The organism is Desulfosporosinus sp. (genome assembly GCF_014237355.1).
Taxonomy (GTDB): Bacteria; Bacillota; Desulfitobacteriia; order Desulfitobacteriales; family Desulfitobacteriaceae; genus Desulfosporosinus.
Map to the genome: position 1 here is coordinate 20,073 of NZ_JABZFS010000015.1, position 14,680 is coordinate 34,752.

The 14,680-nt window shown below is 44.5% G+C and carries 11 protein-coding genes; 10 read left to right on the forward strand and 1 reads right to left on the reverse strand.

The window, feature by feature from the left end:
- The first annotated feature begins 162 nt into the window (after nucleotides 1–162).
- The 6 genes from HGJ98_RS03535 (at nucleotide 163) to HGJ98_RS03560 (ending at nucleotide 9,099) form a co-directional block, all read left to right on the forward strand.
- Complete coding sequence (locus HGJ98_RS03535; RefSeq protein WP_291349657.1) at nucleotides 163–1,107, forward strand: glycine betaine ABC transporter substrate-binding protein; 945 nt, start codon at nucleotides 163–165, stop codon at nucleotides 1,105–1,107.
- A gap of 372 nt (nucleotides 1,108–1,479) precedes the next feature.
- The gene (locus HGJ98_RS03540) at nucleotides 1,480–2,511 is read left to right on the forward strand and encodes an ATP-binding protein (RefSeq protein ID WP_291349658.1); all 1,032 of its coding nucleotides are present in this window, start codon (nucleotides 1,480–1,482) and stop codon (nucleotides 2,509–2,511) included.
- Between the two features lie 500 nt (nucleotides 2,512–3,011).
- Nucleotides 3,012–4,487 (forward strand): trimethylamine methyltransferase family protein, encoded by a 1,476-nt coding sequence (locus tag HGJ98_RS03545; protein ID WP_291349659.1) that lies wholly within the window; start codon nucleotides 3,012–3,014, stop codon nucleotides 4,485–4,487.
- A gap of 146 nt (nucleotides 4,488–4,633) precedes the next feature.
- The gene (locus HGJ98_RS03550) at nucleotides 4,634–6,088 is read left to right on the forward strand and encodes a trimethylamine methyltransferase family protein (RefSeq protein WP_291349660.1); all 1,455 of its coding nucleotides are present in this window, start codon (nucleotides 4,634–4,636) and stop codon (nucleotides 6,086–6,088) included.
- Between the two features lie 170 nt (nucleotides 6,089–6,258).
- Complete coding sequence (locus HGJ98_RS03555; RefSeq protein ID WP_291349661.1) at nucleotides 6,259–6,891, forward strand: B12-binding domain-containing protein; 633 nt, start codon at nucleotides 6,259–6,261, stop codon at nucleotides 6,889–6,891.
- A 192-nt stretch (nucleotides 6,892–7,083) separates the two neighbouring features.
- A complete protein-coding gene (locus tag HGJ98_RS03560; protein WP_291349662.1) occupies nucleotides 7,084–9,099 on the forward strand; it encodes a urocanate hydratase in 2,016 nt (671 codons plus the stop codon).
- A 405-nt stretch (nucleotides 9,100–9,504) separates the two neighbouring features.
- Here the strand turns inward: HGJ98_RS03560 and HGJ98_RS03565 are convergent, their stop codons facing one another.
- Nucleotides 9,505–9,741: a YkoF family thiamine/hydroxymethylpyrimidine-binding protein gene (locus HGJ98_RS03565; protein ID WP_291349663.1), complete on the reverse strand. Its 237-nt coding sequence runs from the start codon at nucleotides 9,739–9,741 to the stop codon at nucleotides 9,505–9,507.
- 126 nt (nucleotides 9,742–9,867) lie between these two features.
- Between HGJ98_RS03565 and HGJ98_RS03570 the strand changes: the two genes are divergently transcribed.
- The 4 genes from HGJ98_RS03570 to HGJ98_RS03585 all read left to right on the forward strand — a co-directional run bounded on the left by HGJ98_RS03570 (nucleotide 9,868) and on the right by HGJ98_RS03585 (nucleotide 14,635).
- Nucleotides 9,868–10,575 (forward strand): vitamin B12 dependent methionine synthase, encoded by a 708-nt coding sequence (locus HGJ98_RS03570; protein ID WP_291349664.1) that lies wholly within the window; start codon nucleotides 9,868–9,870, stop codon nucleotides 10,573–10,575.
- 304 nt (nucleotides 10,576–10,879) lie between these two features.
- Nucleotides 10,880–12,139: an imidazolonepropionase gene (hutI, locus tag HGJ98_RS03575; RefSeq protein WP_291349665.1), complete on the forward strand. Its 1,260-nt coding sequence runs from the start codon at nucleotides 10,880–10,882 to the stop codon at nucleotides 12,137–12,139.
- A 148-nt stretch (nucleotides 12,140–12,287) separates the two neighbouring features.
- Nucleotides 12,288–12,452, forward strand: coding sequence for an aspartyl-phosphate phosphatase Spo0E family protein (locus tag HGJ98_RS03580; RefSeq protein ID WP_291349666.1), 165 nt, complete (start codon nucleotides 12,288–12,290; stop codon nucleotides 12,450–12,452).
- Nucleotides 12,453–12,688: 236 nt separating this feature from the next.
- Entirely contained in the window at nucleotides 12,689–14,635 is a 1,947-nt protein-coding gene (locus tag HGJ98_RS03585; protein ID WP_291349667.1) for an ABC-F family ATP-binding cassette domain-containing protein, read from the forward strand.
- Nucleotides 14,636–14,680: the final 45 nt, after the last annotated feature.

Genomic DNA, 14,680 nt, shown 5'->3' on the forward strand with positions numbered 1-14,680 from the left:
GCTTGCATATAGACTAACATTAAGGAGCTTGAGAGACTAAGGTGATTTTATTAGCCGTTGGAAAAGGAGGGGTATTTGCCAAAATAATGAAAATTGGGTCTACGCTAATATTGTGAAAAGATGTATAATTAGGACAACTCAATTAAAGGAAGGGGTATGTATATGAAGAAACGATCATTATTTCTCGTTGCAATCTTGACCCTCGCATTAGCTTTAGGCGGGGTTATTGGTTGCGGATCAAAGACGCCTGCGGATGCACCGGCTCCAGACAAGGCGAAAGAAGGACCAACCATTAAGATTTCCTCCAAGACCTTTACTGAAGCTGCACTTTTAGGAACGATGAGTCTTCAGTATCTGGAAGAGCTTGGCTATCCTGTCGAAAACAAAATGGGACTTGGCGAATTAGCCGTCATCAGACCTGCTTTGACCTCCGGGCAAATTGATCTTTATTGGGAGTACACAGGTACAGGTGTTATGAATTTAATGGAGCATGAGCCAGTATTTGAGGCTGAAGAAAGCTACAAACTCATTAAAGAGTGGGATGCTAAGAATGGAATTGCTTGGCTGGATTACGCCCCGCTTAATGATACTTACGGAATTGTGGTCCGTCCGGAGATTGCTGAAAAGTATAATTTAAAAACTATTTCTGACTATGTTGCTCAAGTGAAAAAGGGTGAAAGCCTTAAATTTGTTGGTTTCCCTGAATGGGAAGGAAGAGCAGATGGATTGCCATCGTTTGAAAAGGTTTATGATTTTAAAATGCCAAAAGGAGATTTTGTCAATGTAGCTATGGGTCTTAACTATGAGACTCTTGCCAACAAAAAAGGGGATCTGGCTTTGGCTTTCACTACGGAACCGAGAATTGTCACGGATAAGCTAGTGATGCTCGAGGATGATAAGAAGGCGTTCCCGGTTTATAATGCAGCTCCTGTTGTACGTCAGGCAGTCGTGGATGCGTATCCTACCCTGGCTGAGGATCTTAAGAAATTGAGCTCTGTGTTAGATACCAAGACGATTACTGAACTGAACATGCAAGCTGACGTTGAGAAGAAGTCCATTGAGGAAGTTTCAACGACGTTCTTAAAGAGTAAGGGATTGATTAAGTAGGTCGGCTTGGAGCGAAGTTGAGGTGCGGGCCCGTTTGGGGCGGAGGCATTGACTTAGCCCATTCGCACTCGTGCCGTCGCTATTCGCTTGCCGATAAGGCTAAAACTCAAAACCTCTGGGCTTTCTGAATGTGAACCGTTGAGTTTCTTCACGCCTTATCGGCTGCTCTCATTGACGCGACTCTACTCACATGCTCATTAAGCTAAGTCAATGCCTCTTATCTTGGGTCTGGGCGGACGCACCTCAACTTCGGTGCTGCGCCGAGGGGCTAGGAACGGGGGAGGCATTTCTTTGGCAAGTCGCTTACCTAATTAAATTGGCCACTTTATGCCCAATTGTTTTTCAAGGGGTGTAAAGTGGCTTTGTAAACTTTTGCATCGTGAAAGGCTGGATTTGTATATGGCTAATTTGGATCGGTTTGTTACTTTGTTTGGTGTGCCTGAATTTGTTATTCCTCACCTCTCTCGTTTTGTTTCTGAGGGTGAGATGGAGCTGGTGATTCGGCTGGATGGGGAGAAGTGTTCTGTGCTTGAAGTGGCGTCAAGGTTAGATGGCGCTTTAGAGGATGTGCAGGATTTTTTGATTAGCTGTTATAATAGGCATATTGTTCATAAGGAAGAGCTTGATGGGGAACTTGTTTATTATGGGGCGGATTTCTATGAGCTTTTGGATTATTTATGTAAGTTTGATATAGACTATTATCTGATTGAAGAGGGTTTGAAAAAAGCTTTAGATCAGTGGTGTTATAGTGTTTACGCTGAGCGAATGGATTCCTATCTTGATTCGCTTAAAAACAGAGAAGTAGTGGATAGGTGTCCGGAGACGTTTCTAATGATTGAAGATCTTGACGAGGTACTGGAGTCGGTGAGCGATATTCGTGTAGTTCCTTGTAATTGTCGTAAGTTGGCAGAGCATTGTGCCAAGCCAGTAGAAACTTGTTTGAGTTTTGATGAAACCATAACCGACCGGACATCAGGTCGTTCGCTTACGAAGGAAGAGGCGAAAGCACTTATCAAGACGGCTCATAGGAACGGTCTGATGCATCAAGTAAATAGTGACTGGAAGACAAAGGGACCGACTTATATTTGTAATTGTTGTTCCTGCTGTTGTTATCCTATACGCCTAGCTCAAGAAAAGGGAACCAAGGGCGTGTTTCCAGTCATTCGTTACGTGGCTCAGTATGATGAAACTAAATGTTCACATTGTGGAGTATGTGCTAAGCGCTGCCATTTCGAAGCTTTTTATCTGGGAGATGCGGAAACGGTCGTGAAGGGCAAGGCGCGCAGAAGGGTCATGTTCGACCAGAGCAAATGCTGGGGTTGCGGGATTTGTGTCGAGGCTTGTACCGGTAAGGCTATTTCCATGGTCCAAGCTATCGATGATGGGGCAGAAAAGGCGCAATAATTTTATGCGGAGCTAAAATATTTGGCGCGTAGATATCTTGAAAAGTCAGGACCCTAGAGAGAATAGGGAAGCAAATATTTTTTGCGGTAACGCTTTCCTTTCTTTTATTTTAGAGGGAATTCTTTGTCTTTGTAAGGTAGAAAGATGCCTTAAGGAAGCTGGTATAATTAGTCTGACTGAGCCTATAGGGGCCTATATGAATCTTTTAAGGCTTAAACAAATAACTTCAAGTCGGGAATTTGTCCTTTCCTAAGGAGTGGCATGAAACTTGCAATGTTTGTCCATCAGGTCTTAACCCACTTGCGGATATGGATATCGGCAAGCGAGGAGCAGAGTTTATAGCTCAATAATACCTGAAGTTGTTTAGGTATTGGAGATAACTCTGGAGGTAAGCTAAGCAGAGAGACATCAAAAACTTGGAGTGTAGAACGATAAACAGATAAGAATTAGGAAAGGAAAAGGTTAGGTTTTTTCCAAGTTTTATTAACCAGGTACTACCAATGAAAAAGATTCGTTCCAATAGTATAGAACAAACAACTCCATTATTGCGCTGGGTGAGCGAGGGACAGATTGAGGAAATTCATTTTGCAACCTTAGAAGTCCTGGAACGAACGGGAGTTAAAGTAGATCACCCAGAAGCGTTACAACTGTTGAAAGATGCGGGATGTATTGTTAATGAGAACCGTGTTCGAATTCCGAGTTGGTTAGTAGAGGAATGCATTCGCTTAGCACCGAGCAAAATTGTGGTAGCTAATCGGAAGGGTAACCGGGTTATGCCTTTAGAAAAGAATCGCACATATTTTGGAACAGGCTCAGACCTGCCCTACACGATAGATTTAGAAACAGGTAAGCGTCGACGTTCTACTAAGAACGATGTGGAACTTGCTTGCCGGGTTATGGATTATTTACCTAATTATGATTTTGTCATGAGTTATGCTATCGCCTCGGATACGAGTTCTAAGGTGAGCGATCTTCATCAATTAGAAGCAATGGTCTCTAATACGATAAAACCGATGATTGTTACGGCCCATGATGAAATCAACATGCGGGCTCAATTAGAGATGGCGGCTTTAGTAGTTGGTGGTAAAGAAGAGCTTAGGAAAAATCCCTTCTTAATACTTTACTCTGAGCCAATCTCTCCGTTAGTACACACCAATGACGGGGTGGGCAAGATGTTTGCTTGCTTTGAATATGGGGTGCCCGTGGTATATACTCCAGGAATTTTGTCAGGGGCTACTACGCCGGTAACGAAAGCCGGAACCATTGTATTAATGAATGCTGAAGCGTTAGCGGGAGTCGTCATGGCTCAATTAAAACAAAAAGGAGCACCGATTATCATTGGCGGCGGTGCAACTCCTATGGATATGAGAACTACCGCGACCTTGTATGGATCTCCGGAAACCATGATGAACTATGCTATCATGACTCAATTATCCCAATTTTATGGTATTCCAAACTTTACGGAAGCTGGTTGTGTCAATTCGCCGGTTCCTGATGCTCAGGCAGGTATGGAGGCTGGAAATGGGATTTTAATGGCTCAGTTAATGGGTGCTAATCTAGTTCACGATGTGGGATATCTAGAAGGCGGAAAAACCGGTTCCTTGACCTTCCTCACTATGTGCAACGATTTCATGGATAATGCTCGTTACATGGGAAGAGGAACTCGTATTGATGAAGAGACCATGGCTGTCGATGTAATTGATGAAGTGGGACCCGGTGGAAACTATGTTAGCCATGAACATACCTTTAAGCATTTCCGTGAAGAAGTGTGGACGCCTAAACAGTTTAATCGCTCATTCTGGGAGATTTGGGAAGAGCAAGGGTCTAAATCCATGGAAGATAATGCTGAGGAATTGGCAAAAGAAATTGTGGCTAATCATACTTCAGAACCATTAAACGAAACCATCCGGCAGGGATTAAATGAAATTATTGCTGAGACGGATAAAGCGAAAGCGACTAGTAGACGAAAGAAATAAGGAAGTACAGAAGTAGAGGACTCTAACTCCTTCTTAATGGGGAAGGCGACACGGCTATACTTTATCAAAGTCGGAAGTAAGTTCTACGAGGGAACACCCACTTTGGGAAGGGGGTGTTCCGAGGATTGTATGAAAGGGGTATAGTAATGGGAGTAGGAAGTTCACACGGCAACGGGCTGTTCTTTCGAACGCTCACGGAAAAGCAAGCAGAGGAGATACATCTCGCAAGTTGTCAAATCCTCGAAGATACAGGCATGGTGATTCACCATGAGGAGGCAGTCGAACTACTTCGGAAGGCAGGGGCGCATGTAGAAAATGGCAACCGGGTTTATTTTCCGAGTTTTCTCGTGAAGCAAGCATTGCAATCGGCCCCTTCACGGGTGACACTATATAACCGTAATGGAGATGCTGCGCTGCATTTAGAAGGGTCTAATGTTTACTTTGGCACAGGATCTGATACGTTGAACTATCTCGATCCCTTTACCTTAGAACGGCGGAGTTGGCGTCAGGAGGATGTCGCTAAGGCGATTAGAATCTGTGATAAATTACCCAATATTGATTTTGTCATGTCAATGGGGCTATTATCTGATGTGAATCCCTTGATGATTAACCGGGAACAATATGCAATTATGGTTCAAAACACAGAGAAACCTCAAGTAGTTATTGCCGAAGACGGGGATACTCTGAAAGATATTATTGAGATGGCATCTAGTGTTAGAGGCGGAAACGATCGTTTGCGTCAGAAACCTCTGTTTATGATCTATACGGAGCCGACCTCGCCGCTCCAGCATCCCAAGGAATCTATTGAAAAGTTGTTAATTGCTGCAGAATATGGGGTTCCCTCAAATTTCGCCTGTGGCGGTGTTGCCGGCGCATCCGTTCCTACGACAGTGGCAGGGGCTTTGGTACAGGCCAATGCTGAAGCCTTGAGCGGGTTAGTTATTCATCAGCTGAAAGCTCCAGGGGCTCCCTTTGTTTACGGTTATGGGAATTCTCCCCTCGATATGCGCACGATGCAGGCTGTTTATGGTACACCTGAAGCTGTGCTCTTTCAAGGAGGAGCCGTTGATCTGGCCCACTATTATCAGCTTCCGTCTTGGGGCTATGCTGGATGCAGTAACTCTAAGGTTTGCGATGAACAGGCAATCATGGAGTCGACGATGTTCACTTTAATGGGAGCCCTCCAAGGGTGCAATATTATGCATGATGTTTTCTACATGGAATTTGGGATAACAGGCTCTTTAGAGTTGCTGGTTATCTCCAATGAGGTGATTGGACGGACCCGGCGGTTGTTGAAGGGGATTGATACAGATAAAGAGTCCTTAGGAGTCGAGTCAATCATGCGGGTTGGCCCAGGAGGAAATTTCCTTGGAGATGACCATACGGCGAAGCATTTTAGACAGAACTGGATGCCAGATCTTTCGGATTTCAATAATTATGAAAACTGGACTGAGAACGGCAGTAAGACCATGGTTGAACGGGCAAGAGACCGCATCAAACTTATCTTAGAAACTCATCAGCCAAAACCTGTCTCTGAGGAAGTAAAGGCTCAGATTAATGAAGTTCTTCGGAAGGCTAAGGAAAAGCTCGGGGGGAGCTAAGCCCGGGCTAGCAGCGGAGAGGCGTCTCGTGCCTTGCTAAAGTCTGGAAGTTCAGATTTACAGAACAAGTCCACTTTAAATATGATAGAATATAGTCTTAGTATTGATCTGCAACAAACTTATGTTGCGCACCTTTTGGATAGCCTATATTATGAGGAGGAAAAATCTAAATGAGCAGTTTAAATGATTTAGCAGAACTGGTGATCAGTGGGAACTATAATGGGGCTAAGGAATTAACCCAGAGGCTGATCGATAATGGCACAGAGCCCCTGGAGATAATTAATCAGGGATTAATGGCGGGTATGAATGTTGTTGGTGTTCGCTTTAAAGCTGGGGATATGTTTGTCCCAGAGGTTATGATGTCTGCTAAGGCTATGAGCACAGGAATTGAACTGGTAAAACCCCTGATTGCGGATCGAGACATGCCTTCTGCAGGGACGGTGTTAATCGGTACGGTAAAGGGTGATCTTCACGACATTGGGAAAAAGCTTGTCGTTATGATGATGGAAAGTGCTGGATTTAAGGTTATTGATCTGGGTGTTGACATAAGTCCGGAAGCTTTTGTTGAAGCTGTTAAGGAACATAAGCCCCAAGCTATTGGTATGTCCGCTCTTCTGACAACGACTATGCTGTCGATGAGAGATACCATTGAGGCTCTGGAGGAAGAGGGCTTACGTGATTCTGTCAAGATCGTAATTGGAGGGGCCCCTATATCACAAAGTTTTGCTGAGGAAATTGGTGCAGATGGATATGCACCAGATGCTGCAGCAGCTACAGATTTGTGTAAAAAATTAATCGCCTAGGAGTAATTTAATCCGTGATTATTGGGTATGACAGATAATATAGGTTAAGATAGGTATAATGAAAGGGTACAGGAGTCCTGAGGGATGACTGTACCTATTTCTAAAACCATGAGAACCATAGAGACTTGGGGTAAGACCTATTGAGTACCTCGTCAAGTTTCTTTTAAAGATTCAAGTGAGGAGTGATCAAGCATGATCAGTAACTATGACATTTCTCAAGCTATGACAGTTAAGCTGGACTCAGAATTGCCTGAAATGCAAGAATTTGTGGAAGGGATTAGACGGGCTCCGGATCGAGGGTATAGCCTATCTCTCAATCAAACGAAAATTGCTCTCAAGAATGCCTTGCGCTATGTTCCCGAAGAATTACATGAACAATTGGCGCCGGAATTTTTAGAGGAACTACGAACCAGAGGCAGGATTTATGCCTATCGTTATCGTCCGGCGGGGAGATTGTACGGCAAACCTATCGAGGAATACAAGGGAAACTGTATAGAGGGTAAGGCTTTTCAGGTAATGATCGATAATAACCTGGATTTTGAGGTGGCACTTTACCCTTACGAACTTGTGACTTATGGCGAAACAGGAAGTGTCTGTCAAAACTGGTTGCAGTATCGCTTGATTAAGAACTATCTGGAAGTTATGACGGATCAGCAGACCCTGGTCATGGAATCCGGTCATCCCGTCGGATTGTTCCCCTCTCGTCCAGAAGCTCCGCGAGTCATCATCACCAATGCTTTAATGGTCGGGATGTTTGACAATCAGAAGGATTGGGAGATTGCTGAACAGATGGGTGTCGCGAACTATGGTCAGATGACAGCCGGGGGTTGGATGTATATTGGCCCCCAGGGAATTGTGCATGGTACCTTTAATACCTTACTTAATGCTGGGCGAATGAAGTTAGGTATTCCCCACGATGGGGATTTAAGAGGGCGTTTGTTTATTTCGTCAGGTCTTGGCGGCATGAGTGGAGCTCAAGGAAAATCCGTAGAGATTGCCCGTGGTGTGGGGATTATTGCTGAGGTGGATGAGTCTAGAATCAAGACTCGCTATGAGCAGGGTTGGGTCAGTAGAGCCTCTACAGATCTAGAAGAAGTTTTTCGTATTGCAGCTGAGTATGTGCAAAAAGAAGAACCCATCTCCATCGCCTATCTGGGTAATGTTGTAGATTTATTGGAGTATGCGGTTGATCATCAAATCAAAGTGGATTTGCTGAGTGATCAGACCTCCTGTCACGTTGCCTATGAAGGAGGGTATTGCCCTCAAGGAATCTCCTTCGACGAGAGGACGAGGTTACTGGCAACTGATCGAGTCGAGTTTAAAAAGCTTGTAGACCGGAGTTTGGTTCGTCAATTTAAATTAATTCGGACGCTGGTAGAACGTGGGACGTATTTCTTTGATTATGGTAATTCGTTTATGAAAGCTGTTTATGATGCCGGAGTAAACGAGATCTCAAAAAACGGCGTGGATGAGAAAGACGGCTTTATTTTCCCATCCTATGTAGAGGATATTATGGGGCCTGAGCTTTTTGATTACGGGTATGGACCCTTTAGATGGGTTTGTCTAAGTGGTAAACCGGAAGACTTACGTAAAACTGACGCTGCAGCGATGGCTTGTATCGACCCTAATCGCCGGGGTCAAGATCGAGATAACTATATTTGGATTAAAGATGCTGAGAAAAACAAACTAGTCGTTGGAACCCAGGCCCGAATTCTTTACCAAGATGCTGAAGGGCGAATTAAGATTGCTCTCAAATTCAATCAAATGGTTCGGAGCGGGGAGATTGGGCCCGTCATGCTGGGTCGGGACCATCATGATGTAAGTGGAACAGATTCTCCATTTAGAGAGACTGCAAACATCAAAGATGGCAGTAATGTCATGGCCGACATGGCGGTACAAAGCTTCGCGGGAGATGCCGCCCGGGGTATGAGTCTAGTTTCTCTACATAATGGAGGAGGCGTCGGCATTGGTAAAGCTATCAATGGTGGATTTGGCCTGGTGCTTGATGGGAGCGAGCGAGTGGACAGCATCATAAAATCTGCTCTATTATGGGACGTGATCGGTGGAGTTGCGCGACGGTCTTGGGCTAGAAACGAACATTCCATTGAGACGAGTATCGAGTTTAATGAACGGTATAAAGGTTTAGGACATATTACAGTTCCGTTTATTCCCAAGGATGAATTGATTGATCGGTTGGTTAGGGAGTAAGTTTCTTAGCCCAGTCTTACATCCTCCGCCGTAAGGTATTCCTATAAGGATCGCGGCTTCGGCGATAGTGTATCCTTCGCCGTTAGGTCTTCCTTACGGGATCACGGCTTCGGCGATACTCTCCACCGGAGAGTATCGTACCGGACACTATCGTGATCCATCGCTATTCCCTTGCCGTCGAGGCTAAAACGCAAAACCTCTGGGCTTTCTGAATGTGAACCATTGCGTTTCTTCACGCCTCGTCGTCTGCGTCCATTGACGCGATTCCTCTAAAGTGCTCCTTAAGCTAAGAAACTTACTCTGGCTTGTGGGTCGAAGGGGGCTTAGGACGACGGGAGATGAAACGTTCGAAAAAAGGGGTTAGCATTGATTGCTAACCCCTTCGATGGATCGATTCCTTGCATTTTAGTGGGCGGAATTTGAAATAGTGACTACCATGCTTACTTCGCCTGAGTTTTGAGCTTCAGTGAAGATTTTCTTGATTCCAGTCCATACTTGTTCATCGTTTCCATCAATATGGGTGCTGAGAGAACCCACTTTGTATTCTACGTTTTCTTGGGATAAGGTTTGAATAGCATTTGTAATGACTTGACTAGCGTTATTCGTTTTTTGCGGGTAAATTGATACTTCTGCACAGAGCATTTTGACGGCCTCCTTAAGAATTAATCACATATAGCCTTCCCAGTTTGAGTTTAATTATTGATACTAGGATTTCGGGTTTGGACAGGCTATAGCATCTTTGGAGGCCGCAAGTTTGGGAGGAAAATAATGGAATATATTACGTGGGATAACTTGAAGTTAGATACTTCAGAGATCTATCGGCGAATCGGCATGCCGGATGCAGATTCTAAGCGGAGTCAGAACTTTAAACCTGTGATTGAACAGATGCGCCTCAAAGCTTTAGAGCTTATTGAAGCTCGCTGTATCTATGGCTATATCCCAGTGGAAGTCACGGGTCCGGGAGAAATTCTTCTGGCAAACCAGTATCCTATTAAGGCTGTTACCTCGTTTTTTACGGGAGCAACCGAGGTGTTAATTGCGATTCAGACGATTGGTTTTCCTCTCGAAAAAGAATCAATCCGTTTGTTTGAAGCAGGGGAGATGCTCGATGGCATGGTCTTGGATGGTTGCGGGACCGTTGCCCTTGATGAGGCTTTGGAATTGTTAAGGGGCATGGTTGTTGAGCAGGTGCTAGCTCGCGGTTTACAGACGGGTCATAACTTATGCCCGGGTGGTTATCAGATTCCTTTGGAAGCTCAGAAAATCTTATTTACTCTTCTTGATGGGGGTGAACTGGGCATCACCTTAGGGGAAGGAATGTTAATGTCTCCGGTAAAATCTCACACCTTAGTTATCCCAGTTGGTGAAAAGCTCAATAAGCCGAATTTGTCTTGCGCAATAACCTGTGAGATGTGTGCTGAACAGCAAAATTGTGCTCACAGCCGCATAAAATTTGGCAAATCCAAACCAGTATAACTAGTTGTTGACTTCTCCAAGTTTAGAAAACAGTTTAAGGAAGCAGGGGAAGGTTCTTTTGCTTTTACTAGACAGAAAGTATAACTTTTCGTTGATACTGCAAGAAGGCTAATACGTGCGAAGACAGTGCTGCAAGAAGGTTTAACCCGTGCGAAGACGGTGTCTTCGTCGTCTGAAGCATAAGTGCAACTAAGGCTGCCGCCTACGCCTGAAGGCTTTTAAGATAAGCTAACCCGTGCGAAGACAGTGTCTTCGGGCGCCAGCCAAGTATTCTAATAAAATTGACTTGAAGGGAGATGATTATGTGGTTTATGCCGATCTCTTAATCCATTCTGCGCAAATGATGGCGACGATGAGTGGTTATTCCGAGAGTCCAGCTTGCGGGGAAGATATGTCGAAGATCGGGTTGATCGCAGACGGGGCCGTGGCTATCCGAGAGGGAAAAATTGTTGCAGTAGGCACAACACAGGACCTTCGCGCCAAGGGTTGGGTAGGACCTGATACAAAGGAAATAAGTGCACGGGGTAAAGTTGTTACTCCGGGGTTCGTGGATCCTCACACCCATGTTCTTTACGCCGGTTCACGGGAGAATGAATTGTCCTTAAAGTTAAAAGGGGTTCCCTATCTCGAGATACTTAAACAAGGTGGAGGAATTCTTTCGACAGTTCGGAGTACAAAGCAGGCTTCGGATGAAGAGATTAAGGCGCAAACACATCGTCGACTTCGGACAATGCTCAGCATGGGAACCACGACGGTTGAGGCGAAGAGTGGTTATGGCTTAACGGTGGAGGAAGAACTGCGGGCTTTGCGTCTTATCCATGAGTTAGATGGAGAACAGCCGGTTGATTTGGTACCAACGTTTATGGGAGCCCATGCGGTTCCGCCAGGTTACAGCGAAGAGGAGTTTACCAACTATGTTGTGGATGAGATGTTGCCTCAAATTGCTGCTGAGGGCCAAGCGGAATTCTGTGACGTTTTTTGTGAACCGGGAGTTTTTAGTCTTGAATCCAGTGAGCGGATTTTAGTAAAGGCGCAAGCCTTAAATCTTAAGTTAAAAATGCATGCAGACGAATTAGCTTCAGCAGGAGGAGCACAATTAGCAGCAAAACTAGGTGTTATTAGCGCCGATCATTTACTCCAAGCTTCAGATGAAGGAATTGCTGCTCTAGCCCAACAAGGTGTGATTGCCGTGCTGCTTCCGGCGACTTCCTTTAATCTTGCTAAGAATTCCTATGCCAGAGCGAGGGAGATGATTCGAGCAGGGGTACCTGTAGCGCTGGCTACGGATTCGAACCCCGGATCCTCTCCTACGGAATCCATGCCTTTGGTTTTAACCTTGGCCTGTCTTTACCTAAGGATGACCCCGGAGGAAGCGTTGACTGCGGTGACGATTAATGCAGCGCATGCTATCGGAAGGGCAAATCAAATAGGGAGTTTAGAGGTTGGAAAACAAGGAGATGTGGTTATCCTAGATATTCCGAATCTAAATTATTTGCCCTATCATTTTGGAAGTAATCCCGTTGAAATGGTGTTTAAGAGAGGAAAAATTGTCTGGAGTATTTAGGAAACTATTGGAATATACTGACTATTTCCTAGTCTGCTCAATTCATCTCCTTTCGACAAAAGTTTATCTAATATATTGTTGATGATATTTGGAAAATATATTAGAATGTTCCAAGGTTCATTAATTTGTTGAAATGAGGTTTTCCAAAATGGAGCAGTTAATAGATCAGCAAATAGAAGAATTAAGATTAGAAATGCATGAAGTTGCTTCCGACAAAAATCTCACTGATTATCGAGTTGTGAGTATTAGCTGTAAATTAGATGCCTTGATTAACGAGTTTTATGTAATGAAAAGACTTAAGATAAGCTCGTAAAAAAAGTGGGGCGGTATCACCGGCCGCCTACCCCAGAGAGGCTGTTCTTGGTTTCCGAATTGGATTAACTAAGAGCAGCTTTTTTTCTATTCTGCAAACTTGGCCATAAGGCTTTGCTCTATGGCAGTTCTCTAATCTTGAACGTCCTGTTCGAGTCACTAATCATTGGGCATCCTTCCTCGAACTATGATATAATAAGATGTTCTACAGCTTTTGCTAAGGAAAAGAGGGTTAGTATGAATGTCTTAACTGCTGAGAATTTGACAAAAAGTTATGGCGAGAAGGTTCTTTTCACAGACATTTCCTTTGGGATCGACGAAGGGGAAAAAATTGGGATTATTGGAGTCAATGGGACGGGCAAGTCTACATTGCTTAAAATATTGGCGGGTATCGAATGGCCAGATCAGGGCAAAGTTACGACAGGTAATAGTATCCGCTTAGAGTATCTCCCTCAAAATCCGGAGTTCGAGGATTCTGCAACAGTCTTACAGCAGGTCTTTAAAGGGAATTCCCCGGAGATGAGGTTGCTGCGGGAGTATGAATTAGCCTTAGAAAAGCTGAATGAAGATTCCGATGATCCGATACTTCAGCAAAGGTTAATCACCTTAGGTCAGCAAATGGATGAGTTGGATGCCTGGCAACTTGAAAACGAGGCCAAAACCATCTTGAATAAGCTGGGGATTTCAGGGTTTCACACCTTGGTAGGAAATCTTTCAGGTGGACAGAGAAAACGGGTTGCCTTAGCTAGTGCTCTCATTACCCCTACCGATATCCTGATTCTTGATGAGCCAACCAACCACATTGATAACGATACTGTCGACTGGTTGGAGCAGTATCTTCATAAACGCAAAGGTGTGCTGGTAATGATCACCCACGATCGGTATTTTCTTGATCGTGTGGTTGGTCGAGTATTTGAGTTAGACCAGGGGAAGCTTTATCCTTATCCAGGTAATTATAGCCGCTTCTTGGAGTTAAAAGCAGAACGAGAGGAGCAGGTGGAAGCTACTGAGCGAAAACGCCAAAATCTCTTTCGCAGCGAGCTTGCTTGGATGCGGAGAGGGGCTAAGGCTCGAACGACAAAGCAAAAGGCTAGGATTGAGCGTTTTGAAAAGCTGCAGGCTGAGAAGCCACTGGAGCAGGCAGGTCGGATTGAAATGCCGACTGGGGCATCTCGTTTAGGAAAGAAGATTCTAGAATGTACTGACGTTCGAAAAGAGTTTCCTGATCGGGGGGTGGTCATTAAGAACTTCAGTTATATCCTCTTGAGAAATGACCGGATAGGGATTATTGGCCCTAATGGAAGCGGCAAGTCTACGTTGCTAAATCTAATTGCCGGTAACCTGACACCGGATCGTGGAAGCATAGAATTGGGGACGACGGTTAACTTGGGATATTTTTCTCAGGAAAACACCTATTTCGATCCGGATATACGAGTGATTGATGCGATCAAAGCCGTAGCGGAAGTAATTCCCACGGCAGATGGAGGTTTTTTGACGGCCTCTCAAATGTTAGAACGCTTTTTGTTTCCACCAGCCGTTCAATGGACTCAGATTAATAAACTCTCCGGAGGGGAAAAGCGCAGGCTGTATCTATTGAGGATCTTGATGGGTGCGCCGAATGTTCTTTTATTAGATGAACCTACCAATGATTTAGATATTCAAACCTTAACGATCTTGGAAAGCTATCTGGATGATTTTCCGGGGGCAGTCATCGCTGTTTCTCATGATCGCTATTTTCTGGATCGTGTCACAGATAAGATCTTTGCTTTTGAAGGGGACGGAGAAATCCGATCCTATGAGGGAAATTACTCGGACTATCGTGAGCAGGCATATGCTGCTGAACAAGAAGCTGAACAGGCCGTGAAACTAGCGTCTTTAGCAAAAAACTTCCGAGGCATTGATGTGGGGTTGGAAAAGGAAGAATCAGAGAGGAAGAAAGAACGTCCTCTGAAAATGAGCTATAAAGAGCAACAGGAATATGCTAAGATTGATGCTCAGATTGCTCAAGTTGAAGAAGAACTTCAAAAAACCAACCAAGCCATGAATGAGGCGGGTAGTGATTTTGGAAAGCTAAATGAGTTAGTAAAAATACAACAAACCCTTGAACAAAAACTAGATGATCTGCTCGAACGTTGGACGTATTTGACGGAACTGGCAGAGAAGATAGAGCAAAACAAGGGCTAGGAACAATGTTCTTTGAATTAGCGATTTGACTTAAACAATTGGAGG